Source organism: Acidobacteriota bacterium (assembly GCA_028874215.1).
GTDB lineage: Bacteria > Acidobacteriota > UBA6911 > RPQK01 > JAJDTT01 > JAJDTT01.
The window spans coordinates 109,085-132,308 of record JAPPLF010000068.1 but is presented as its reverse complement, the minus strand read 5'-3'; the positions used below and the strand labels follow the sequence as shown (position 1 = coordinate 132,308).

Genomic DNA, 23,224 nt, shown 5'->3' with positions numbered 1-23,224 from the left:
GCCCACACCAACAGCAGCGGCCCCATCGTGACAAAGCCGTAGTCGCCGGCCAGGATCTCCGCAAGCGGCTGCGGCCAGCTCGCCAACAACCCGGCCAGCAGTTCAGTCGGGACGCGAACCCAGGGGTCGATTCGGTCCGCGAGACGACTGGCGGCATCCACCGCGACCCAGGCGGGAGTCAACAACAGCAGCAGCGCCCAGAATGGCCCGAGGGCGGAGCGATCCAGGAAAAGAGGGCGCGGACGGACGATCAGATCGCGGAAGCTCAAACCGGCTTCGGCGGGGATCGTGCCGGGCGCTTCCAGCGCCTGTATCAGCCCTTGACGGTCGTTGGGGTCCAGTCGTCGAGCGTCCACAAAGACCACCGGCAAACCCGTCCGGCGCGCCAACTCTCCCAGCCGCGCCTCCACTTCCAGCCGGGCGAGTCGGTCCCGATGGGTCACGACCAGTGCGCCGAGTCGACCCGCTACCAGCGGCAGCAGGTCGGCCAAGTCTGCGTCCAGTTCGGTTCCCTGGGCGACCAGTAGGACGGTATCGTCGCCACGCAGGCGCTCCAGGGCTAGTCGGGTGGTCTCAACATCGGAGCTTCGTAGCAGCCCGGGCGTGTCGATCAGTTCCCAGTCGTCCACTCGGTAGGAGTCGCAGCCGACGTTGGCGCCTCGGAAGTTCGAGGCAGCGCTGGACGCACCCGTCAGCGATGCGGCCAGTTGCGTCTTGCCGACGTTCTCTTTACCCAACAGAACGACAGTTCGAAGTGACGTCCGGAGCATTTCACGGCTCCTTCAACAAGCGCAATCATCACTGCAGCACGATAGATCGTCGAGGTACATTCCGTGCTGGCGGTACTCCTCGAGCGGCTCCACGCTGATCCGCAGGCGTTGGGCGATCTGGTTGGCCACCACGGCGAAGCGCTGGCGGAACTTGTAGATGAAACAAAAGATGACATCGTCTTGGCGCACCTGCGGCCCGACCAGGAATAGCCCTTTCGTCACGGTGGACTCATCGTTTTCCGTCAGCAACGGGAAACCATCATCCCGCCAATCGAACAACGAGCGAACGAGGCTTGCCGAACCGGTGAATCCGGAGGCCAGGATCGGCTTCTCGGCGCAGTGGACGACGTCGCCGTCCTTGAGCGCCAACCGATAGCCATTGTCCTTGCGGCTGACGCCGATGACCGTACAGCCTCCGCGCAGCGTCACCCGACCCGAGTCGATTACCGAATTCAGACGCGTCTTCGTAAAGGGTGACAAGAGTTCGCTGGGGTCCGGCCCGATTCGCTTCCACGGCTCGTCGCGGTCGAAGACGACGGCTCGTCGACCGGCGGCGGCCAGCGCGACGGCGGCGTCGATGCCGCTCTCGGAACCGCCGATGATGCATCTCTCGGCGCCTTTGAGATCGTCAAATGAGGTCACATTGGAGTAATGCAGGCAAAACTCGGCGCCGTGGAAGCAATCGGTCCGCGGGTACTGCATTTCGCCGCCCGCCCAGACCACGAACCGCGCGCGGACGTCGCCGCGACTCGTCTCCACCCGAAACCCCTTGGATCGAGCTCTCGTCGCGACCGAGCGAACGTCGACCCCGGTCTCCACGGGCAAGTTAAAATGCTTCGCAACCGCTCGCAGATAGCCGGCGTACTCCTCCCCCGTGGGGTGCTCGACGCCAACCGAGTAAGCCGGCGAGGTGTACAGGCAGATGGCATTCAGGTCCAGGCTGCCGAACTGGTTGCTGTTGAACGACGGCGTGATGAAGCGCGTTTGCCGGGGCCAACGCAGGAATGAGGCGCCGATGGCGGAGCGGTCGAGGATCACAAAGTTCTCGATTCCGAGGTCGCGTAGCGTCACACCAAGGCCGAGACCGGCGGCCCCGGCGCCAACGATGACAATGTCGAATGACCGGACTTTTTTCGCCATCGGCTCACCCAAACCGTTTCGCGTCCGCCGAGGCGCAGCGCGCCATCGCGCGGTCGAGTCCGACCGTCGCCTCAAGCGTCTCGCCGGCGCCGTGGAACGAGATAGCCAGCGGCGGTGCGAACGGCTTGAGCGCGGCGACGAGGCGGTCGTTGAGCGCTCGCCAGTCCCCTGTCTCTGTAATGCCAGTTGCTGTCAATCGGTTCATCAGATTCTCCTTCCTGGATTCCCCTTCCTGAGTCCCAACGGTTCACTGATCCGCCGCCGGGAATGGAAACCGCATGGAACGTGCGCCGACGCCGGACCTCGGGAAGAGTTCCCCTGGGCGGTACCGGAGGTCGCGGGCCCGCGCGGCGCCGGGAAACACATCGGTCGCACGGGGCGCATTTGCCTGCACCACCGACAACGGGCGGTGTCGCCGGCGATGGCGGTACTAAAGGCGAACTAAGCGTGTAACGGGAACTAGGCGGGGGGTGCGCGGGCGGAGAGGCTGCGGGAATGACCGGATGAGATCCATCCGCCGTCGCCAGCGCGCTTCAGCGGCGCCGAAACGTTCGAGAAACCAATCTGCAAGGATCCGGAGAGTTCGGCGGCGGGCTGGTGCCGGAGCTGGCAGGCCGTGCAGTCGTGTCCGGCTGCGTGCTCCTCGTGGCAGATGGCCGCGGCGATTGCGGCGCCGGTGACTGCCAGTGTCAGGATGGCGACCCAGGCGCGCCAGACGGAGCCACGTCGTGCGGGTCCGGCGTGCACGGATGCTCTACAAGGCATCATCGTCCAAATCTAGCACAGACGGCCCTGGGGCCAAAAGGGCGGGAGCGAGAGAATCTCGTCCAAACGCGGGCCAGGAGCCGTCAGTCATGATCGAAGATTTCGACGTGGTAGTCCACCAGATCCCCTCCCAGAATCTTCTCGCTCTCCCGAATGAGCCGATTGGAAACGCGTTCCAGAGTCACCCGGTCGGGTCCCACCGAGACCGCTCCGAGCCGGGCCCTCCGGTGCAGATTCTGGTAGTCGATCTCGGCCACGGAGAAGTTGAGCCGGGAACGCAGGCGGTCCGCCGTCTTGCGGACCACGTTGCGCTTCTCCTTCAGAGACCGGCTGTAGGGGAGGTAAATCTCAAGCGAACAGAAAACGATGGGCATCGGCGAACGCGCGGGAGTTTATGGAGAAACCGGACTAAACGAGTTGGGGAGCCACCTTTTCCTTCACGAAGGCTTCGATCACGTCTCCGACCTTGATGTCCTGGTAGTTGGCGATGGAGATGCCGCACTCGTACCCGCTCCTGACCTCGTTGACGTCCTCCTTGAATCGCCGCAACGAGGCGGTCCGGCCTTCGTGAATGACGGCGCCGTCTCGAACCAGTCGAATCAGGGAGTTGCGGGAAATCGACCCGTCCCGAACGAAGCATCCGGCGATGGTTCCGAACTTGGCCACGCGAAAAGTGTCGCGCACTTCCGCCCGGCCGACCAACCGCTCGCGAATGGTGGGTTCCAAAAGACCGAGCATGGCCTGCTGAATTTCTTCGATCAGCTCGTAGATGACCGTGTACATGCGAAGCTCGACCTGCTCCCGCTCGGCGGTCATCTGGGCGTTGCGTTCGGGACGGACGTTGAAGCCCACCACCAGGGCATTGGAGGCGGCCGCCAGCAAGACATCCGACTCGGAAATGGCGCCGACTCCGCTGTGGACGATCTTGATGCGGACCTTCTCTCCGCTCAGTTTGCGAAGCGATCCTTCCAGGACCTCGACCGATCCGCGCCCGTCGGCCTTGATGACCAGGTCGAGTTCCTTGACTTCCTGGCTTCCCATTTGGGCGAAGAGCTGTTCCAGACCCACAGGCCCCGATCTGGCCAGCTCCTTCCGGCGCTGCTCCTGACTCCTCTGCTGGGCGATTTCCCGTGCTTTGGCGGCGCTTGCCAAAACCTGGAAGGAGTCTCCCGCCTGAGGAAGATCCTGCAGCCCCAAGACCTCGACGGCAGAACTGGGTCCGGCCTCCACGACGGGCTGTCCCCGGTCGTCGAACATGGCGCGGACCTTGCCGTAAGCCGTGCCCACCACGAAGGAGTCCCCCACCCGGAGGGTCCCGTCCTGCACCAGCGCCGTCGCCACCGGGCCTCGCCCCCGATCCAGTTGAGCCTCCAGCACCACCGCCACGGCCGGCTTCTGGGGATTGGCGGTTCTCTCCGTCAGATCCGCCACCAGGAGGATCATCTCGAGCAACAGGTCCAGGTTGGTGTGCACCAAGGCGGACACCTCGACCATGACCGTGTCCCCGCCCCAGTCCTCCGGAGTGAGTCCGCGGTCCGCCAACTGCTGCTTGACCCGGTCCGGCCTGGCGTCGGGCCGGTCCATCTTGTTGACGGCCACCACGATGGGAACGTCGGCGGCTTTGGCGTGGTCGATGGCCTCGAGAGTCTGCGGCATGACGCCATCGTCCGCGGCGACGACCAGGACCACCACGTCGGTCACCTTGGCGCCGCGCGCCCGCATCAGGGTGAAGGCTTCGTGGCCCGGAGTGTCCAGAAAGACGATCTTGCTGCCGTCGACGGAGACATGGTAGGCGCCGATATGCTGCGTGATGCCCCCGGCTTCGGATTCGGCCACACGGGATTCTCGAATGGCGTCCAGGAGCGACGTCTTTCCGTGGTCGACATGCCCCATGACGGTGACGACCGGGGCCCGCACGCGAACGTCTTCCGGACGTTCGACGACATGCTCCTCCTGGACCAGGGCCTCCTGCTCGGTGACGAACTCGACCTGAATCTCGAAGAGGTCGCACAACTGCTGAATCGTGTCGCGGTCCAGACTCCGATTGATGGTTGCCATCACGCCCCGGGAGAAGAGCTCCTTGATGAGCACCTTGCTCTTGACCCCCAACTTCTCGCTCAGTTCCCTCACGGTCACCGAATCGCTGACCGTGATCACGGCGGGGCCCTCGGGCTCTTTCACCATCTCGGCGGGCTGGTCTTCCGTCTCCGGGGCTTCGACGGCAGGAGCCTCGGCTTCGGCAGCCGTGGCGGCCTCGACCGCCTCATCCGGCAGATCGGGAGTGGGAGCTTCCTCAGGAGTGGGCTCCACCACATCTTCCGGCGGCGGTGGCGCGGATACCGGTGGCGGAACCACTGGCGGGGCCCCACCGGGCGGCACCAGAGGAAGACCGGTGGACGTAACCGGCGCCGGGGTGGAAAGGACCATTCGCTGTGCCTGTTCCAGAAGCTCCGCCGAAATCTGGGCCTCGACCTTCTCGATGATGGGCTCGTCTTCGATGGTGACCTCGGTCTTCTCCAGGATCTCCTCCGGCGGCTCGGTCACGACCCGCCGATAGTTGCCTGTCCCCTTTCTGGGCTTCAGCGATCCCATGAGGAACGGGCTGTCGATCGCCTCCGCCGCAGGTGACGCGGCTTTCCTGGGCTGGCCCAACTGCTTGATGGTCTTGCGTGGCTTGGCGGCCGGCCGTTTCCTGACCTTCGCCTTGACGGACCGGGCCTGCTCCTCCTGCGCCGTGTCGATGACGAGCTGCAGGCGCCGGCGGATTCGATTGGCGATGTCAAAGTCCACCGGAGTTTCGGGTGAAGGCACCCAGACCCCGATCTTCTTGAGCTCCGAGATGACGGCCGTACTCCGCATCTCGAATTCGGAAGCCAGTTCGTTGACTCTCACCTGTTCCATAACCGTCTTGATGCTTCCTATCGCTTTACATGCGCCGGTGCGGACTCCATCGGCCCACAACCGCTTGCACGTCCATCATATCTATGGTTCAGACCAACTCAGCCTCGGCTTCCCCGGCTGTTTCCACAACCGCGTCCTGCGCCTGACCGGGGACCCACGCCTCCGCCAGGGCAAGGAGCTTAAGAGCCGACTTTTCGCCGATCATGGGAATGATCGTCAATTCCTCGACCGTTCGCTTCGAAAGTTCCTCAATGGTTTGCACACCGGCTTCCTGGAGGCGAATCCGAGTCTTTTCACCCAGGCCCTCCAGCTCCTCCAGGCCCGCCCGCGCGGCCTGTTCGGCCTGTTCGGCCTGTTCGGCCTGTACGGCCAGCTGTTCCATCTGAGCCAGGATCTCCCGTTTCTTGTCCTCCTCGCTCTTGATGTTGATTTCCCAACCCAGCAGCTTGGAACCCAGGCGGACATTCTGTCCCTTTCTGCCGATGGCCAGAGACAGTTGATCCTCCGGGACGATGACTTCCAGAACCTTGTCCAGCGGGTCCTGGACCAGCACCTTGGAGATTCGCGCGGGGTTCAAGGCGTTGATGGTGTACTCGACGATGTCGTCCGAGTATTGGATGATGTCGATCTTCTCTCCCCGCAACTCCCGGATCACCGCGTTGATCCGGCTGCCTCTCATGCCGACGCAGGCTCCCACCGGGTCCACGTTGTCGTCCCGGCTCGAGACCGCCACCTTGGCTCGTTCGCCCGCTTCGCGAACCGCATTCTTGATGATGACCGTGTGGTCGTAGACTTCGGGAATCTCGGCCTCGAACAAACGGATCAACAGGCTGGGATCGCCCCGGGAGACGACGATCTGGGGACCCTTGGAGAGACGGTGCACCTTGATGATGACCGCTCGCACCCGATCCCCCGGGCGATACTCCTCGGTGCGGGCCTGCTCGTTGTACGGGAGCACGGCCTCGGTCCGGCCGATGTCCAGCACGATATTGCCCCCCTCGTAGCGCCGCACGATTCCGTGGACCACCTGTCCGATCTGGCCCGAATACTCCTCGAAGACGTTCTCCCGTTCCGCTTCCCGAACTTTCTGGAAAATGACCTGCTTGGCCGTCTGGGCGGCGATTCGCCCCAGTTCCAAGGGTGGTTTGGGGATCTCCAGGTAATCCCCCACTTTGAAGCTCTCGTCGTACTGCAAGGCCTCCGACAGAGCCATCTCGGTCTCTGCTTCTTCGACTTCCTCAACGATGCGCTTGACGGCGAACACCTCGATGGTGCCGGTCACCGGATCGTAACGCGCCTGCAGATCTTCCTCGGTCCTGAAATGCTTCCTGGCGGCGGCGGCCATGGCGTCCTCAAGGGCTTCGTAAATGACCTTGGATTCGACGCCTTTTTCCCGGCTGAGCTGCTCGACGCTCTGACTCAGGGCATTCGACATGCTTCGCTATATCCTCACTGTTGCCGCCCGCTGCGGCCGATTCTACTTCCGGAACGAGTCGGCGAACCGGTGGACCAGGTTGGCCCTGGCGATCATCCCGAAGGGGATCCGGTAAGTCTTGTCCTGGCAGTCCAACTCCACGACGCCGTCACGAAGGTCCTGGATGAAACCCGTGAACTTGTGACGGCTGTCGATCTTCTCGCGGGTGACGAGGCGCACCTCGCGTCCCGAGAATCGCCGGTAGTCCTCCACGCGGAAGAGAGGGCGGTCCAGACCCGGAGAAGACACCTCCAGCACGTACCGGCCGGAGATCAGATCCTCCACGTCCAGCAGCACGCCCGCCTGCCGGCTGACACTCTGGCAGTCCTCCAACGTAACGCCTCCGGGCTTGTCGATGTAGACTCTCAACAAAGGACTCCGGCGGCGGCCAAGGAACTGGACATGAACCAGTTCCAGCCCCTGTTCCTCTACGGCCCCGCGCAGCAGGAATTCCACCTTCTCAGCCAATTCCGTCATGGTCGCACCCTGGGGCGATCTTGCGGTTGCCGGCCCACCAAATGTGGTGAATAAACCTCTGCCAAGCTCCGGACGAAAATCGCCGCAGTCTTCTAGAATATAGCCGAGCCCCAAATTCAGTTCAATGGACGGTGGAGATTTGAACCGGCCCCAATTCCTCGAGTTCAGGCTTGAGATCAGCGGCGGGACCACCGACGACGAGCAGCGAAGAGTCTTGTGAGAGGTACTCCATCAGGAGCGTGCGAAAGTCCTCGGGCGTCACCCGCCGCAGGCGGAGTCCATAGTTCACGATGTAGGTGACACCCAGATCGTAGAGGCTGGTGTCCAGTATGCGGGTCAGGCGGCCCACCGGATCTTCCAATCGATTGCGGAATTCAAGATAGGCCAGGCTTCTGGCTTCCTCCATCAGAGACGAGTCCACCTCGCCCTTCCGAAGTCCGCTCATGGTCTGAAGAAACTCCTTCAGATAAGGCATCAGGCGATCCGAGGAGGTTCTGAGGCTCAGTTGGAGATATCCCGGCATTCGAAAGGCCTTCACCCGGGAAGAGGCCTGGATCTGCTGCTCGGCCTCCACCACCCGGGCCAAGCCGGGCAGGGAGAGGGTCAGATACTCCTCCAACATCTTGAGGGCGTAGTAATCCCTGCTGCCCATCTCGACGCCGAGCCTGCCCCAGCGAAAGAGGGCCTCGTCCCCGGGCAGGTCTTGCAGCAGAATGCGCCATCCCTGCCCGGCCGGAGCCCGGCGAAACGTGAACGGGGCCGCTTCGGCGCGGATCCAGACGCCCCAGCGGCGACTCAGTTCACGGAACAAGTCCTGCGGCTCGGCTGACGTGTGCAGCGCGAGTCTGGCCTGGTTGGGAAGAAAGAGCTTCCGGTATTGGATCTTGACGTCTCTCAACTCCAGGTTGTTGAGCGTCTCCACGGTTCCCAGAACGCCGTGTCCGTACGGATTCGGTCCGAAGAGATTGGCCAGAAACGCTTTCTGGGTGACCACTTCCGGTCGTTTCAACTGGTTTTCGACCTCTTCCAGTTGCTGCGCCCTGAGCCGCTCGAAGGTCTCCTCCCGAAAAAAGGGACGCACCACGATCTCCCCCAGCAGTCCCAGGACCGCGGGGAGATTCCCTTCCGGGGCGTTTCCGTAGAGGTAAATGGCATCCCAATCGACCTGGAACTCCAACTCGGCATCGAGGCTTTCGAGCTGCCGCCGAATCAGGTCGCCGGAGCGGATCTCGGTCTCCTCCAGCAACATCCGGGTGGTGAGATGGGTGATGCCCCACTTATCCACCGGATCGAATGCGGCCCCGTTCTCGATCATGAGACGGAAGGACCGGCGCGACGGGCCGGGCGGGAGCATCAGCACCTCCATCCCGTTGAGCAGGGACTTCCGCTCGAACGAAGGAACGCTCAACTTCGCCAGCTTCACCGTCGGCGCGCCGGGAGCTGACGCTATAATCATGGCGATGACAGCGGCCAGGATCGGAAGCGTCCGGATCGCCCTGCCGGGACGGGAGCCGGAGTGCTGGACTGGATTCCTCATGGATCGGAACATTGTATCAGTGTCCCGCGAGCGCGGCGCAAAAGAGATCGTTCGATCTCCGGTTGCCGGGAGAAGGGACATCCCCGAAAGGAACCGGTCTTGAAGGGACAAACCCCCGGCTTCCGGGTTCCTCCGGTCCATCGCTACCGTCTCGACAACGGTCTGACCCTGCTGGTGCGCCCGGACCCCACCAGTCCTGTCGTCACCACCATGGTCTGTTACCGGGTGGGATCCAGAGTGGAGGTTGCAGGCCGGACCGGCATTTCCCATTTCCTGGAACACATGATGTTCAAGGGCACCGGACGCTACGGCCCCGGAGAGATCGACCGGATCACGGCGCTCCATGGGGGCTCCAACAACGCCTTCACCACGCAGGACTATACCGGCTACTTTTTCAGCTTTGCCTCCGACCGATGGGTTTGCGCTCTGGAAATCGAGTCCGACCGGATGTCGAACAATCGTTTCGACCCCCAGGAGTTCGAACTGGAGCGGCAGGTGATCCTCGAAGAATCCAGAATGGAACAGGACCATCCCTGGGGCGCACTTCGCCGGTCGGTCGAGTTGACGGCTTTCGAGCGGCACCCGTACCGCTTCCCCATCATCGGAATGAGCCGGGACATCGAGGCGCTGACCGTGGAGCAGATGGTGGAGCACTACCGCCGGTACTACGTCCCCGGGAACGCCGTGCTGGCCGTCGCCGGCGACACGGACCCGGACTTCACTCTCCGGACGGTGGAGCGGCTCTTCCGTCAGACATCCACCGGTCTTCCGCCGCCGCCGGGTCCGCCCCGGGAGGCGGCGGACAGCGGCCGGGTCAGGATCAAAGTCCGGCGCCGGAGCCGGGTACCCAAAATGCTGGTGGCCCTGCCCGCCCCCTCCATTCACCAGAGTGACCACGACGCCTTTCAGATCCTGGACCGGGTGCTCTCCGAGGGCCGGCTTTCACGCCTCTACAGGAAATTCGTCGAAGAGACCCAACTGGCGTCCCTGGTCCATACCGAAATGGGCGACACCTTCGACCCCTACCTCCTGCTGATCCGCCTGGAGTTGCGCGAGAATGCCGACCTGCAGCAGACCGAGGAACTCCTCGTCCACGAACTCATGCAACTGTGCACCGAACCGCTGACCCGGGACGAGTTGATCCGGGCCAAGAACCAGTGCATCAACCAGTCTCTTTTCGAACTGGAAACGACATTCGACCAATGCATGCAACTGGCCTCCATGGAAGCGCTGCAGCGCCCGGGATACTGGAACGACTACGTGGAGCGAATCTCCCGGCTGACCGCCGAGGAGGTCATGGCGGCCGCGGCCGGACACTGGTCCGGACGGCGCTGGACGGTCGGCGTCGTGGAGACCGGATAGCCCAACCCGCAGCCGAGAGTATCGAAAATGGTTCTGGACGGATTCCAACGACGGGTCTGGAACAACGGACTGGTCCTCCTCACCTGTCGAAACGACCGCCTGCCCGTAGTTTCGGTCAACGCCTTCGTTCTCGCCGGCACCGACCAGAACCCGCTCCGGCAGCCGGGACTGGCGGCCCTTGCTTCACGGATGTTGGAGGAAGGAACGGCCAAATACCGGGCCGACGACATTTCCCGCCTGGTGGAGGACGCGGGCGGCAACCTCTCCACCTACTGCCAACATGAACTGACCGGGATCTCGCTCCATCTCAGGGACCGCGATCTGCCGGAAGGACTCGATCTGGCGGCCCAGATGCTTTCCCGCCCCACCTTCCCCCGGCAACGATTCGGCCTGGAGCGGGAGAAGGCACTGACCCGGTTGGAGGCGCTGGAGGACGACCCGCAGGTGGTGGTGAGCAACCTGTTGAACCGGGAGATCTACCGCGGCGGTCCGCTGCAGTTCCCCGGCCTGGGCACCCCGGCGTCGTTGAGGCGGCTGGAGATCGAGGACGTTCGGGAGTTTCACCGCTTGCGATACGCTCCGGGGAACACGGTTTTGGTGGTTGTGGGGAACGCCGGTCACGCACAGGTTGCGGATCTGGTGGACCGCCGCCTAGGATCGTGGCGAAACGGCCGCTTCCGAAAGAGCCGGCCTCCGGCGCCCCGCCGCCAGCGTGCACCCCGGGTGCGGCAGCGGGTCCTGGAGGGCCGGGAACAGGTCCACGTCTGTCTGGGTCACCTGGGCGTGACCCGGGACCACCCCGATTTCTATGCGCTCCAGGTGATGGACGCCGTCCTGGGCAGCGGGCCGGGGTTCACCAGCCGGATCCCCCGGGAGCTCAGGGACCGCCGGGGCCTCGCCTATGCCACCTACAGCGACCTCACCGGGTCGGCCGGCCGCTATCCGGGACGGTTCCTCGCCTACATCTGCACCTCGCCGTCGAATCGTGACGCCGCCGTGAGCGGACTCATGAAGGAAATCGAGAGTCTCATCAAGGATGGACCTACGGAAGAGGAGATGGAATTGGCCCGGAACTATCTGACCGGCAGCTTCGTATTCGGTTTCCAGTCCAACGCCCACGTGGCCCGGTTTCTGCTGACCGCGGAACGCTTCGGCCTGGACCCGGACTTCATCCGCCTGTATCCGGATTGGATCCGCGCCGTCGACGCCGAGGAGGTGAGGCGGGTTGCCCGCCGCCATTTGGATACGGTAAACTTCACCACCATCATCGCCGGACCTGAGTATGCTTCCACCCGCTGAAAGGGACCTCTTCAGGATTCCATCCCGTCTTCTGCCGTTCCTGGTCTTGGGGCTTCTGGTCCTGGCGGGGGCCTCTTGCGGCAGAAACCGGGTGCCCCCCCTTCCTCCCAGCGCCGCCGACCGGGGCGCCGGCGCCGGCACTTCCACAACCGGGACCGACGCGGCCGAGCCGGCCGTTGCCCCGGCGCCCAGCTTGGAGATTCGCGTCGAGCCGTCCGTGATCCGGCCAGGGGGCTCGGCCCTGCTGTCATGGGAGACCGAGGGCGCCGGCGAAGTGCGGATCGACCAGGGCATCGGAGTCGTGGATCCGTCCGGAAGAATCAAGCTCTTTCCCGAAGAAACGACCTCCTACAGGCTGAGCGCCACAGGACCGGGGGGCACGGTGGAGCGCCTGGTGACGATCGAGGTTTCGGCGGACCGGAGTGGAGAAATCGACCAGGAAGACCTGTTCCCGGCGGCCCGCGACGATGAAATCCCGCTCAGTGTCGCGCCCGTTTTCTTCGGCTTCGACAGCAGCGCGCTCGATGCGCAGAACAGGTCCATCCTGGAGGCCAACGCCCGCTGGTTTTCCCAGCCCGAAAACGTTCACGTCCGGTTCGTCCTGGAAGGGCATTGTGACGAGCGCGGCACCGACGAATACAATCTGGCTCTGGCCGACATGAGGTCCCAGGTGGTGCGCCAATTTCTGGTGGACGCGGGCATCGATCCCGGCCGCATGTCGACCATCGCCCTGGGAGAGGAACGGCCTTTCGACACGGGCCAGTCGGAAGAGTCCTGGGCCTTGAACCGGAGAGTTCATTTTGTCCTGATCCAGGAGCAGGAGTAGACCGACCATGTTTCAGACCAACGCCGCCGCCCGCACCAAAGAGCATTGGAAAATCCTGATTCCCGTCGGGTTGGCAGCCATCCTTTTGGCGAGTGTGGTCATCTTCATGCATGATCCCAAGCCCCAGCAGCGGGAGGAGCTGACCGGAGTGCTCCGGGAAGGGGATTCGGACTACGGCTGGTATCGGGAACACGTGAGCCTGACCCGGCCCCGCCTCCAGATGGCCAAGAACATTGCCGGCAACCGAATGGCCGTTTTTTCCGCCACCATCGAGAATCAGGGGGAGCGGGCGCTGGACGTGGTCGAGATGAAGATGATCTTCTTCAACTACGACACGCCGGTCTGGGAAACGACCCGGGTTCCAATTCGGCCGGGCGCCTACACGGCCCCGATCCAGCCCATGAGGAAACGGAGCTTCACCCTCTACATCCAGGATCTGCCCCGGGACTGGATGTCCACCCGCGCCGAGATGGACATCAACGGCTTCCGGTTCACCGTGCCGCAGTAACCGGCAGGTTGCCGGCCAGACGGCGGCCCAGGCGCTTCTCGTCCGGCGGGGCCTGGGCAAAGACCTTGCTCCAGACTCCCGGACGCTCCATGCACAGATAGACGGGGGTCCGGGGGCTGCGGTCCCTGACCCACTCCACGGTCGAACGGTACATCTGCACCCGAATCGGCCAGAAGTAGCGGAGCTTGCCGTCCGGGACCGGGACCAGCTCTCCCAGCGGAAGTGCGCTTCGGGGGAATCGGGACCTCATGAATGCTTTCAATTCGGCGCTCAGGCGGAGGCTGCCCAGGGAAATCCAGGCCACGGACCGGGGCGGAAAACGGCGGAATATCTCGTCGACCAGATCCTCATAGTCCCGCTCCCAGCCCGGGTAGTGGATCATGGGGTCCAGATGGAATCCGACCCGGTACCCGCCGGCAACGCAACGTTCCGCCGCCCTGAGCCGCCGATCGATGCTCGCCGTGCGATGTTCCTCCCTCTCCTGGACCGGCCTGGGATTGATGGACCACGACACCACGGTCCGTCCACCATGCTCCAGCCCCATCAGGTTGTCGACGCAATCCGACTTGGTCTTGAATTCCAGGATCGCGTTATCGAAGCGGGAAAAGAATTCCACCAAGGGAACCGAATAGCGGGTCAGCGGATCCAGGGCCAGGCTGTCGGCCAACTCTCCGGTCCCCACCCGGAAGGGAGTCTTGGGATGGGATCGGAAGCGTGTCTCGAGTTCCTGCAAGAGGTCGCGATAGTTGGCGTAGACGACCAGGTGGGGAAAATTCAGGTGGGTCTGGAGATAGCAGTAGCTGCACTCCATGTGGCAGTTGCTGGCGTAGTTGACGACGAAGTAGTTGCAGCAGACGTTCCGCTCGCCCCGTGACCGGCTGGCCGGGCAATCCTTGAAAAAGCGCCCCTTGTGCCGCGCCAACACCAGGGATCTCTTGGCCGCCGCCAGGGAAGGACTCAAGCGGCGGGACTCGGATAACAGCGCGCGGGAGTCGTCGAGCCATTCGACCGGCGTGTCTGCAAGCCGCCGCAACACGTTCCGGGTGACCCACGAGTCCGCCACGCAGCGTTCCACGTAAATCTTGTCCGGTCTGTACGAAACCATGGCGTCGGCCTCCGCTCGCCCCTTCCACCGCAGGAGGGGGGACGGACTAAAAGCTTATCAATCCCGCGCAACGAACGTCATGGACCGTCACAAGAGTTCGAAGATCCGTCCCAGCTCCCGACGGTTGCCCATCTCCTCGAGCCTGCCCACCAGATGGCGAAACTCGGCCTGATTGCGGCAGGAGAAAGAGAACGAGAGCTGATCCCCCTCGAAGTAGGGGGGAACCTGCAACCGGATCTGGGGGGGGATCTTGAGATCACCCTTCAGCCGGCGGTAGCGATCCTGATGCCGGGACAGGTGGGGCCGGCGCAGCCGATGGAGGCAATCCAGGATCCGGCGAAACCGAAGAGGACGGACCGTCCCGGCGTCCTCATCCGCCTCTCCGGCGCCCGACGACTTCCAGACCCGGTCCAGCCCTGCGGACCCGCGCCGGCGCTCGGCAGACCTGAGGTCGTCCAGCAGGTCGAACAGTTCCCGCTGCCGGTTTCGGCCCGGTTCATACCGCGTCAGGAGTCCCAGAAACAGCTCCCGCTCCGCAACCGTCCAAGCCGCCAGCCGGAAGGCCGTTTCCGGGTCCAGGACCCGGTGAACGGCGCGCTGCAACACTTCGTCGAGGCGTCCGAGGCGGAGGAGGAAACGGAGGCGGTAGCGGCTGGGCGGCGCGTTCAGGAGCGGCAGGTACCGGTCGATGAGGGATTCCTCTTCGACCCCGAACTGCTCCCTGAGCTTGACCAGAGCCCGCGCCCGCTCCAGATCGTGAAGCGGGCCGGCGGCTTTCTCGGCCAGCGCGCAGTCGAAGAGTTTCCGGTCGGAGGCCCGGGTCCGGACCAACGCCGGCACCGCGCGCACGCCCGAAGCCCGCGCCGCGCGGTAGCGGCTAAACCCCATGGCGATTCTCAGATCGCCGCCCGGCGCCGGCTGCAGGTGCAAGGGCGTGACCACGCCCACGCTCCGGATGGACGCAGCCAATCGTCCCAGGGGAAACCAAGCTGGAGTGATGGCCAGCGTCTCGTCCGAGCCGTCGATACGGGCCAGATCCACGTTTTCCAGGGCGGGAGGCGGTTCCGGGAAACTCATGACGCGACTCTTCCTTGGAAGTGACCGAACCGCCGGCGATGGTTGCCTGGAAGGCCGCTTCGACGGCTCGAAGAGAGATTGCACGCGGGACGCGGCTTGTGGTAGTGTCGCTCCCACTTGCTTCGAACCTCAACCTTATTACACTGCATGAGGAGGGTACAGCAATTGATGACATTCAAAGCGCGCCGAAAGGGTCTGGCAGTCGGATTGGCTTTGGCCATGACGGCCCTGGTCTTGAGCCCCGTGGTGGGACAACAGCAGACGCCTTACAGCATCCAGGAGTATCAGGTCTACAAGGCGGCCATCGACGAACCGAACCTCGGTAAGCGCGAGGACGCCATCATCGGGTTCATGAAGGCCAATCCCGATTCGAAGCTCACCGAGTATGGCTTGGGCAACTACGTGAAGTTGCTTCAGGCGTACCAGAAACAGGGTAACCACCGGAAGGTGGTCTCGGCCGGTGAGAAGCTCCTGGCCCTGAACCCGAACGAACCCAACGCCCTGCAGATGGTCACCTACGCCGCATTCCAGAGCCGGCAACTTCAGAAAGCGGCCCAATATGGCGAGAAGTTCTACGGCAAGATGCCGTCCGCCGGACTCGCTTACATCCTGGCCCTCTCCTACGGGACCAAGAACCAGGCCAAGTACATCTCTTACGGCGAGAAGGCGGTAGCCGCGCTCAAGCCCGCGGAGACCTACCAGATCGTGGCCGAGCTGACCAATATCTACGTGACCAAGAAGCAGTGGCAAAAGGCTTCCGAGTATGGCCGGAAGACCATCAGGGCCTTCTCCCAGCTCAAGAAACCGCAGGGCACCTCGCAGGCGGAATGGGACAAGTACGTCAAGATGCAGACGGCCATTGCCCACGGCGCGGTGGGCCGCAACGCCGCCGAGTCCAGGAACTGGGGAGGCGCCATCTCCAGTTACAGCCGGGCCCTGCGCAACACCTCCGAGCGGGGGCTGCGGGGAGAAGCCTACTTCTACATCGGCATGGGACGATGGCAGCAAAACCGGATCGATGACGCCATGACGGCTTTCGCCCGCGGCTCCGTTCAACGGGGCGCGCCTCATGCCAAGCATTGCCGCAAGCACCTGGAGCAGCTCTACAAGTCCACCCACAACGACTCCCTCGCCGGAATCGAAGAGTTCGTCGAGCGGGTCACCTGAGCCTTCCGGACTGCCAAAAGCAGATTCATCACAAGGGCCGGGACAGCACGACGCTTTCCCGGCCCTTTCTTCATTCTGATCGTCGTGGGCCGGCCCTGCCCCCGGCCACGGCGACGGAGAACCCGCGTTCCATGGACGACTATCTCCAAAGTCTGAACGACCGGCAGAAGCTGGCCGTCACCACTACCGATGGTCCCATGCTCGTGGTGGCCGGCGCCGGAAGCGGAAAGACCCGGGTCATCACCTGCAAGATCGCCCACCTGATCCACCAGGGGAAATGCCGTCCCTGGGAGATCCTGGGGGTCACCTTCACCAACAAGGCGGCCGAGGAAATGCGTCTTCGGGTGGAAGGCCTGCTGCAGGGACCGGACCGGGTCCCGAGGCTTTCGACCTTTCATTCCTTCTGCGTCCGGGTTCTGCGCCGGCACGCCGAACACCTGGGCTACGGCCGGGACTTCGCCATCTGCGACACGGACGATCAGAACGCCATTCTCAAGAAGATCTGCGCCGACGCGGGCATCAGTTCGCCGGTGCGCAGGATCCGAAGCCTCATCAGCAAGAGGAAAAACCGGAGCCGGAGGCGAGTCTACGATTTCCGTTTCGACGACGATCCCTACGACCGCGAGGGACTGGAGCCGGTGATGGCGCACTATCAGGAGCATCTGGAGAAGTCCAACGCCATGGACTTCGACGACCTGATTCTGCTTGCCGACAGACTCTTCCGGGAACAGCCCGAAATCCGGGAGGCCTGGTCGAACCGGTACCGGTATCTCCTCATCGACGAATACCAGGACACCAACGCCAGTCAATACGCCCTGGTGCGCCATCTGGCCTCGACCCACCGGAACGTGACTGCCGTGGGTGACGAGGACCAGTCCATCTACGCCTTTCGGGGAGCCGACATCGGCAACATTCTCAGCTTCGAGGAGGACTTTCCCGGAGCGGTCGTGGTCAAGCTGGAACAGAACTACCGTTCCCGCCAGAGCATCCTGGACGCCGCCACGGCGGTGGTCTCTCACAACTCGGAGAGAAAGCCGAAACGGCTCTGGACGGAGAATCCCCGCGGAGAGCCGGTCGAGGTCCATTCGGCGGAGAGCTCTCACGCGGAATCGCTGTTCGTGTGCCGGAGGATCGAACGCTACCTCCAACAGGGAGAGACGGGGATCGCCGTCCTGTATCGCATCAATTTTCTGTCCCGGCAGTTCGAGGATACTTTGAACCGCTTCGGCCTCCCGTTCCGTCTGGTAGGAGGTGTGAGCTTCTACAAGCGGAAGGAGGTCCGGGACGCCCTCGCCTACCTGAGGGTCGCCCGCAATCCCAGGGACAACCTGGCGCTGGAGCGGATCATCAACACTCCTCCGAGAGGCATCGGCGCAAAGAGCCTGGCCCGCCTCCGCCTGGGAGCGGCGCGAAGCGGCGACTCGCTCTGGGAGGCCGTTTGCCGGGAGGCCGAACAGGAGGATGCGCCCCGCAGATTGCGAAACGTCCTGGAACGTTTCGTCGCCCTCGTGGGCCGATGGCAGCGGTGGATCGACCTGGAACAGCCACTGCACAGCATCCTGGAACAGGTCCTGCATTCCAGCGGATACGTCCGGAAACTGGAACGAGAAGATTCGGAAGAGGCCAACAACCGGCTGATGAACCTGCAGGAGCTCCTGAGCGTCGCTCGCGACCATGTGGATTCCGGCCGGAGCCTCCAGGAGTTCCTGGACGAGACCGCGCTCCGGTCGGAAGCGGACGATTACGACGAGGCGGCCCCGGTCACGCTGATGACGCTCCACAACGCCAAGGGATTGGAGTTTCCCATCGTCTTCCTGGTAGGACTGGAAGAAAAGCTGCTGCCCCACACCCGATCGCTGGCGGAGGGGAATGTGGAGGAAGAACGGCGGCTGTGCTACGTGGGCATGACCCGGGCCCGGAAGCGCCTGATCCTCACCCTCGCCCGCACCCGGAGGATGTGGGGGGGAGACCTGGAGGAACGCCGCCAGGCGAGCAGCTTCCTGTCGGAAATTCCCCGCCGCCTGGTGCGATACTCCGGACCCGAATGGTCACAGGCCCAGCTTTGGGGCGCCGGTCGCTCTCCGGGACGATCCGGGGCCCCGAGTCCCGGACCGGAAGGGACGGACGACAGTTCCATGAGCCCGAGCTTCACACCGGGCGCCAGAGTCGAGCATCGCGACTACGGGCGCGGAATCGTCTTGCAGGTTCAGCAAGCCGGAAACGATCTCAAGCTGACCGTCTCGTTCTCCGGGCGGGGCATCAAGAAGTTCTACCAGAGATATGCGAGGGTCAGGCTGGTCTGACCGGGGGCGGGAGTATCGCCGTCAGAATGTGAACCCCGGCCGGAGAGCCAGCGTATAACCTTACGAAAGAAGAGACAGTCGATCGCGATTCGAATTCGAGCGGAGGAATAGAAGCATGACCTTGCGAAACACCCTTTTTCGATACCGGACCGGTGTCGGATTTCTCGCCCTCCTGGCCGCTTTGGTCGTGGGCATCGCCATCGGAACCGTGCTCGTTCTCGACGGTGTCTCCAGCACGGAGAAAGAGTCGCAGTCCCGGCTGAAGACTCCTGAGGGACGGGGAAAACCGCTTGCCGCGGCCAACGCCGGCAGTTTGACGGACGGTTTCACCCGGGTGGCCGAGTCGGTGGAGGCGGCGGTGGTCAACATCAACACCACCTCCATCGTCAACATGGAGCGGCGCCAGAGGGAGTTGCGGGAATTCTTCGGAGACGAGTTCTGGAACCGTATGCCCCGGGGACCGGCCCGGCGGACCAGCCTGGGGTCGGGGGTGATCGTCGACAGCCAGGGATACATCCTCTCCAACCACCATGTGATCGCGCCGGTCCAGGAGACAGGTGGGCGGCGGGTAGCCGACAAGATCTCCGTGACCCTCCATACGGGGGAGACCCACACTGCCGAGGTCGTGGGCGTCGATCACGAGTCGGACCTTGCGGTGATCAAGATCGAGGCTCCGGAACCTCTGCCCTTCGTCCCGGTAGGCGATGCCACCGACCTTCGGATCGGCGAGTGGGTGCTGGCCATCGGCAATCCTTTCGGCGTGGGCAAGACCATCACCGCGGGGATCGTCTCGGCGACGGCGCGAGTCATCGGCGGTCCGGTCATGGCAACGGCGTTCGGGGACTTCATTCAGACTGACGCCGCCATCAATCCGGGCAACAGCGGCGGCCCGCTGGTGAACATGTCGGGTGAGGTGGTGGGAATCAACACGCTCATCGTCTCCGGTTCCCGCGGATCGCAGGGGGTCGGGTTCGCCATCCCGTCCACAGTCTTCGTCAACTCCTACAACCAGCTCGTGAGCAAGGGGAAGATCGAACGGGGCTGGATGGGGATCTCCATGAACGACCGGCCCTTGAACCCGGAGATGGCCGAGTATTTCGGAGTGTCCGGCGAGGATCCGGAGGGAATCAAGGACGGTGACGGCGTGCTGGTCACGCAATTGGTGGATGAGAGAGGCGAGCCGAACCAGACCGGACCGGCATACGACGCAGGTATCCGGGAAGAGGACATCATCGTGAGGCTGGGAGACCAGGAGGTGGAAAACAACTTCGACCTGCGTGTGACCGTGGCCAACACTCCCCCCGGCGACGCGCTTCCCGTGGTCGTGGTTCGCCGGGGTGAAGTGAAGAACTTCACGGTGATGCTGGCGGAACGCACCATGGAGGCTCAGGAACGGTCGGAGGCCGGAGGACTTTCCTTCGAAGAGGAGGAGGACCAGGAAAAACGGCGCAAAGAGATCGGACTGCGGTGGCGGACGTTGAATCCCCGTGATTCCGACCAACTGGGCCTGGACGAGGAGGGTGGAGTCTTCATCACCGAAATCTGGCCCGGCAGTCTCGGTGACGAGGCAGGCCTGAGGCGTTTCGACATCATCACCCACGTGAACGGAGAAGCGGTGCAGACCGATCGGGAGTTCAAGGAGACCATCGACGAAATCGGGGCCGACGAAGCCATCATCCTCCGTGTCATCAGCATCAATCAGAACCGAAAACCATCCGTGCGTTACGTCTCGTTTCGCAAGCCCTGAGGACGGCCTCCATCCATGCCCGGCCATCCGGGGAGGATCCACCCGCCGTTGGATCCTCCCCGGACCGGCCTGCGGCGCGGCCAAGGGCTCGTCCCATTGACCCCGACTGACATCGTGGCCTCCCAAAATTGGTTCTGCGTGGTGAGTCCGTCGCTGGACGGCGCTTCCAACATGCGGATCGACCGGCGGCTGCAGCACTTCACCGAGCGCAGCCGCCGCCCCGTGACGCTGGTCCGTTTCTACGGCTGGAGGGAACCGACCGTCTCGCTGGGTTGTCATCAGACACCCGAGCTGGCCTTCGCCAAGGATTATTGCCAAGCCCACGGCATCCCCTGGGTCCGTCGTCCCACCGGCGGCCGCGCCGTGTTCCACCACGACGAACTCACCTACATGGTGACCTCCAACGACAGACGTCATTTTCCGCTGCGGAGCGTCCGGAGGATCCACGGCAGGATTTCGTCGGCGTTGCGGACCGGGTTGTCCCGGCTGGGAATCCACCCCGCTGCGGCGCCGGGAGACTCACTCCTGGACAGGGACCTGTCACGGGCCCAGAAGCCCTGTTTCGTGGCGCCTTCACGGCATGAGCTCGTCCATGGCGCCAGAAAGATGGTGGGGAGCGCCCAGAAGAAGACGAAGCGCAGCTTTCTGCAGCATGGTTCGATTCCCTTGGTGATTCACTACGATCTCATGGCCGCCGCCCTGGGAGTCGACGCGGAGTTTCTCAGGTCGAAGACCATCGGCGTGTCGGAAGCCGCCGGCCGGCCGGTCTCCTTCGACGATCTGTCCCAAGCGCTGATTCGGGGCTTTCAGAAGGTGTTCGGCATCCGCTTCCAAGAGACGATCGACGACTCCCGGGAGTGGTCTCTGGGCATTGCCTCCGGCCAAGCCGTTGTGCTATAAAATCCCGGCGATTCGCGACAGATTTGCCGGCTCGTGATGACGAAGAGTAAGCCTTCCGCGGAACTCACTCAACGCGCTCACCAACTGCTTCAGCTGCTGGTCCTCGAGTACATTCGAACCGGCCTTCCGGTCGGCTCCAAGAGGTTGGCGTCTCTCCATCAGGAGGGGATCAGTCCCGCTACCATTCGAGCTCTGATGGCCCGGCTGGAGCAGGCAGGATTCCTGAATCAACCGCACACGTCCGCGGGAAGGGTCCCCACGAGCAAAGCGATCCAGTTCCATGTCGATGGCTTGGAGCGGATTCCGGACCTGCCCAACCGCCAGGTGGCCCGCATCCGGGAGATGCTGGAGCAGGAGACGGACCCCGGCGATCTCATGATCCAGACGTCCCAGATTCTTTCCCGGCTTTCCAACAATCTGGGGTTCGTCATGGCCCCGCCTCAGTCGGTGTCGGTCCTGAAACGGATCGAGTTTGTCAGGATCTCGTCCCGCCGGATTTTGGCCATACTCGTGACTCGAGCGGGGTTGGTTCAGAGCCGTCTGATCGCGACCGGCCGCCGCCTGAGCCAGGAGGACCTGGACCGCGCCGGCCTCTGCCTCCAAGACCAATTCGAGGGACAGACCCTTTCCCAGATCCGCCGCGAACTGCGGAGACTCGAGTCCCGTACCGCGCAGGACAGCCGTCCCCGCAACGACGCCATCCGCCTGGGGACGGCCAGTCTGGTCAGGTCGAGGCGTAACCCGGGGAGTGATTCCCAAGTCTATTTCGGCGGGACCTCGCGGCTGCTTCGACAACCGGAGTTGAACGATCAGGATCGGGCGGCCGGCCTGTTCAGAACCATGGAGAAAAAGAGCCGATTGGCCGAGGTTCTCATCGAGCGCCTTGATGCGGACCAACCCGCTCCAAGTGTGACGCTGGATCTGGATCGCCATATCCCCGAGATGCGGGGTTGGGCCATGATTTCCTCACCCTATCTCTACCGGGAACGAGTGGCGGGCAGCTTGGGGATTCTCGGCCCCAGGCGGATGAAGTACGACAGGGGGATCAGCTTGGTCGGCTATGTGGCCCGGCTCTTCGGTCAGATCTTGAGCGGGGCCTGAGCCGCCTCCGTCAACCCATCAACCTGCGCCCTGAGCAGCGGAGCCGTTTTCGGACCGCCGCCAACCAGATACGATCACCCCTGAATTGCAACGGTTGGCGGTTACGATCGGCGCCATCTAAACGACGACGAAGAGTTGATGACCATGGAACGACCGGAAGACATCCAGAATCAGATTGAAGACTCCCGGGACGAAGAAGACCGGGAATTGCCGCCGGAGGACTCCACTTCGGACGAGACCGCCGAGTCGGTCTACGAAGAGGCTCTCGAGGACCTCGCCCGGCAACGCGACGAATACTACGATCTGCTGCTCCGGAAACAGGCTGAGTTCGACAACTACCGCAAGCGGACGGAGAAGAACCGGTTCGAAGCGCGGGTTCAGGGACAGTCCGACCTGGTGTTGGAGCTGCTTCCCATACTGGACGCCTGTGCCAAGGGATTGGAAATCCTGTCGGCGGCCGATCCGGACCCTGCCTTCACGCCGTACCTGGAGGGCTACCGGCTGTTCGCCGAGCAGATGAAGGCCTTGTTGGAGAAGTTCCAGGTGACGACCGCTCCCGGAGTCGGCAGCCAGTTCGACCCCAGGGTCCACGAGGCGGTGCTGCGGGAGTTCACCCGGGACCATGAGGAAGGCACCGTGCTCGAGGAATACCGGCCCGGTTATCTCATCCGGGACAAGCTCCTGAGGGCGGCCCAGGTCAAGGTGGCCATGCCGCCGCCTGAAGAGTCATAGTCTGCGCCAGAGGGGAGAACATGATGGGACATG

20 protein-coding genes are annotated in these 23,224 nt (G+C 63.4%); 10 read left to right on the top strand and 10 right to left on the bottom strand.

The genetic code is table 11. The features are described from left to right. From OXT71_13920 to OXT71_13885, 8 genes are all read right to left on the bottom strand, one after another. Nucleotides 1-770: GTPase domain-containing protein (locus OXT71_13920; GenBank protein ID MDE2927489.1), on the bottom strand; the 770-nt coding region annotated here is incomplete at its 3' end. 12 nt (nucleotides 771-782) lie between these two features. Further along, nucleotides 783-1,910, bottom strand: a complete 1,128-nt coding sequence (locus tag OXT71_13915; GenBank protein MDE2927488.1) for an NAD(P)-binding domain-containing protein — start codon at nucleotides 1,908-1,910, stop codon at nucleotides 783-785. Nucleotides 1,911-1,914: 4 nt separating this feature from the next. Then, the gene (locus tag OXT71_13910) at nucleotides 1,915-2,115 is read right to left on the bottom strand and encodes a hypothetical protein (GenBank protein ID MDE2927487.1); all 201 of its coding nucleotides are present in this window, start codon (nucleotides 2,113-2,115) and stop codon (nucleotides 1,915-1,917) included. Between the two features lie 643 nt (nucleotides 2,116-2,758). Continuing rightward, on the bottom strand, nucleotides 2,759-3,049 hold the full coding sequence (locus OXT71_13905; GenBank protein ID MDE2927486.1) for a DUF503 domain-containing protein: 291 nt from the start codon (nucleotides 3,047-3,049) through the stop codon (nucleotides 2,759-2,761). A gap of 34 nt (nucleotides 3,050-3,083) precedes the next feature. Continuing rightward, the gene (infB, locus tag OXT71_13900; GenBank protein MDE2927485.1) at nucleotides 3,084-5,576 is read right to left on the bottom strand and encodes a translation initiation factor IF-2; all 2,493 of its coding nucleotides are present in this window, start codon (nucleotides 5,574-5,576) and stop codon (nucleotides 3,084-3,086) included. An 88-nt stretch (nucleotides 5,577-5,664) separates the two neighbouring features. Next, nucleotides 5,665-7,011: a transcription termination factor NusA gene (gene nusA, locus OXT71_13895; protein MDE2927484.1), complete on the bottom strand. Its 1,347-nt coding sequence runs from the start codon at nucleotides 7,009-7,011 to the stop codon at nucleotides 5,665-5,667. Between the two features lie 42 nt (nucleotides 7,012-7,053). Next, entirely contained in the window at nucleotides 7,054-7,527 is a 474-nt protein-coding gene (locus OXT71_13890; protein ID MDE2927483.1) for a ribosome maturation factor RimP, read from the bottom strand. A 121-nt stretch (nucleotides 7,528-7,648) separates the two neighbouring features. Next, nucleotides 7,649-9,064, bottom strand: coding sequence for a pitrilysin family protein (locus OXT71_13885; protein MDE2927482.1), 1,416 nt, complete (start codon nucleotides 9,062-9,064; stop codon nucleotides 7,649-7,651). Between the two features lie 99 nt (nucleotides 9,065-9,163). Between OXT71_13885 and OXT71_13880 the strand changes: the two genes are divergently transcribed. From OXT71_13880 to OXT71_13865, 4 genes are read left to right on the top strand one after another with little or no spacing between them, the layout of a single operon-like run. Continuing rightward, nucleotides 9,164-10,426: a pitrilysin family protein gene (locus OXT71_13880; protein ID MDE2927481.1), complete on the top strand. Its 1,263-nt coding sequence runs from the start codon at nucleotides 9,164-9,166 to the stop codon at nucleotides 10,424-10,426. Between the two features lie 27 nt (nucleotides 10,427-10,453). After that, complete coding sequence (locus tag OXT71_13875) at nucleotides 10,454-11,725, top strand: pitrilysin family protein (GenBank protein ID MDE2927480.1); 1,272 nt, start codon at nucleotides 10,454-10,456, stop codon at nucleotides 11,723-11,725. Beyond that, nucleotides 11,709-12,551 (top strand): OmpA family protein, encoded by an 843-nt coding sequence (locus OXT71_13870; GenBank protein MDE2927479.1) that lies wholly within the window; start codon nucleotides 11,709-11,711, stop codon nucleotides 12,549-12,551. Before OXT71_13875 ends, OXT71_13870 begins: the two co-directional genes overlap by 17 nt. Nucleotides 12,552-12,558: 7 nt before the next feature. Beyond that, nucleotides 12,559-13,059, top strand: coding sequence for a hypothetical protein (locus OXT71_13865; GenBank protein ID MDE2927478.1), 501 nt, complete (start codon nucleotides 12,559-12,561; stop codon nucleotides 13,057-13,059). Here OXT71_13865 and OXT71_13860 read toward each other — a convergent pair. Together OXT71_13860 and OXT71_13855 are read right to left on the bottom strand one after the other, a co-directional pair. Further along, a complete protein-coding gene (locus tag OXT71_13860; GenBank protein ID MDE2927477.1) occupies nucleotides 13,043-14,164 on the bottom strand; it encodes a hypothetical protein in 1,122 nt (373 codons plus the stop codon). The two genes, OXT71_13865 and OXT71_13860, sit on opposite strands and share 17 nt — an antisense overlap. 87 nt (nucleotides 14,165-14,251) lie before the next feature. Beyond that, a complete protein-coding gene (locus OXT71_13855) occupies nucleotides 14,252-15,241 on the bottom strand; it encodes a ParB N-terminal domain-containing protein (protein ID MDE2927476.1) in 990 nt (329 codons plus the stop codon). 165 nt (nucleotides 15,242-15,406) lie between these two features. Here OXT71_13855 and OXT71_13850 point away from each other — a divergent pair, with 165 nt between their 5' ends. The 6 genes from OXT71_13850 to OXT71_13825 all read left to right on the top strand — a co-directional run bounded on the left by OXT71_13850 (nucleotide 15,407) and on the right by OXT71_13825 (nucleotide 23,191). Next, nucleotides 15,407-16,408, top strand: coding sequence for a hypothetical protein (locus tag OXT71_13850; GenBank protein ID MDE2927475.1), 1,002 nt, complete (start codon nucleotides 15,407-15,409; stop codon nucleotides 16,406-16,408). A 131-nt stretch (nucleotides 16,409-16,539) separates the two neighbouring features. Continuing rightward, the gene (locus OXT71_13845) at nucleotides 16,540-18,711 is read left to right on the top strand and encodes a UvrD-helicase domain-containing protein (GenBank protein ID MDE2927474.1); all 2,172 of its coding nucleotides are present in this window, start codon (nucleotides 16,540-16,542) and stop codon (nucleotides 18,709-18,711) included. A gap of 115 nt (nucleotides 18,712-18,826) precedes the next feature. Then, nucleotides 18,827-20,458 (top strand): trypsin-like peptidase domain-containing protein, encoded by a 1,632-nt coding sequence (locus tag OXT71_13840; protein MDE2927473.1) that lies wholly within the window; start codon nucleotides 18,827-18,829, stop codon nucleotides 20,456-20,458. 15 nt (nucleotides 20,459-20,473) lie between these two features. Next, the gene (locus OXT71_13835; GenBank protein MDE2927472.1) at nucleotides 20,474-21,358 is read left to right on the top strand and encodes a biotin/lipoate A/B protein ligase family protein; all 885 of its coding nucleotides are present in this window, start codon (nucleotides 20,474-20,476) and stop codon (nucleotides 21,356-21,358) included. A gap of 36 nt (nucleotides 21,359-21,394) precedes the next feature. After that, nucleotides 21,395-22,459: a heat-inducible transcriptional repressor HrcA gene (gene hrcA, locus OXT71_13830; GenBank protein ID MDE2927471.1), complete on the top strand. Its 1,065-nt coding sequence runs from the start codon at nucleotides 21,395-21,397 to the stop codon at nucleotides 22,457-22,459. Nucleotides 22,460-22,597: 138 nt separating this feature from the next. Next, nucleotides 22,598-23,191, top strand: a complete 594-nt coding sequence (locus OXT71_13825) for a nucleotide exchange factor GrpE (GenBank protein MDE2927470.1) — start codon at nucleotides 22,598-22,600, stop codon at nucleotides 23,189-23,191. Nucleotides 23,192-23,224 lie beyond the last annotated feature (33 nt).

Coding starts and splice junctions, on each gene's coding strand:
- OXT71_13845 (MDE2927474.1), top strand. CDS start 16,540: ATGGACGACTATCTCCAAAGTCTGAACGACCGGCAGAAGCTGGCCGTC.
- hrcA (MDE2927471.1), top strand. CDS start 21,395: ATGACGAAGAGTAAGCCTTCCGCGGAACTCACTCAACGCGCTCACCAA.
- OXT71_13910 (MDE2927487.1), bottom strand. CDS start 2,115: ATGAACCGATTGACAGCAACTGGCATTACAGAGACAGGGGACTGGCGA.
- OXT71_13825 (MDE2927470.1), top strand. CDS start 22,598: ATGACCATGGAACGACCGGAAGACATCCAGAATCAGATTGAAGACTCC.
- OXT71_13840 (MDE2927473.1), top strand. CDS start 18,827: ATGACCTTGCGAAACACCCTTTTTCGATACCGGACCGGTGTCGGATTT.
- OXT71_13885 (MDE2927482.1), bottom strand. CDS start 9,064: ATGAGGAATCCAGTCCAGCACTCCGGCTCCCGTCCCGGCAGGGCGATC.
- OXT71_13870 (MDE2927479.1), top strand. CDS start 11,709: ATGCTTCCACCCGCTGAAAGGGACCTCTTCAGGATTCCATCCCGTCTT.
- OXT71_13860 (MDE2927477.1), bottom strand. CDS start 14,164: ATGGTTTCGTACAGACCGGACAAGATTTACGTGGAACGCTGCGTGGCG.
- OXT71_13890 (MDE2927483.1), bottom strand. CDS start 7,527: ATGACGGAATTGGCTGAGAAGGTGGAATTCCTGCTGCGCGGGGCCGTA.
- OXT71_13875 (MDE2927480.1), top strand. CDS start 10,454: ATGGTTCTGGACGGATTCCAACGACGGGTCTGGAACAACGGACTGGTC.
- OXT71_13905 (MDE2927486.1), bottom strand. CDS start 3,049: ATGCCCATCGTTTTCTGTTCGCTTGAGATTTACCTCCCCTACAGCCGG.
- OXT71_13855 (MDE2927476.1), bottom strand. CDS start 15,241: ATGAGTTTCCCGGAACCGCCTCCCGCCCTGGAAAACGTGGATCTGGCC.
- infB (MDE2927485.1), bottom strand. CDS start 5,576: ATGGAACAGGTGAGAGTCAACGAACTGGCTTCCGAATTCGAGATGCGG.
- OXT71_13915 (MDE2927488.1), bottom strand. CDS start 1,910: ATGGCGAAAAAAGTCCGGTCATTCGACATTGTCATCGTTGGCGCCGGG.
- OXT71_13835 (MDE2927472.1), top strand. CDS start 20,474: ATGCCCGGCCATCCGGGGAGGATCCACCCGCCGTTGGATCCTCCCCGG.
- OXT71_13865 (MDE2927478.1), top strand. CDS start 12,559: ATGTTTCAGACCAACGCCGCCGCCCGCACCAAAGAGCATTGGAAAATC.
- nusA (MDE2927484.1), bottom strand. CDS start 7,011: ATGTCGAATGCCCTGAGTCAGAGCGTCGAGCAGCTCAGCCGGGAAAAA.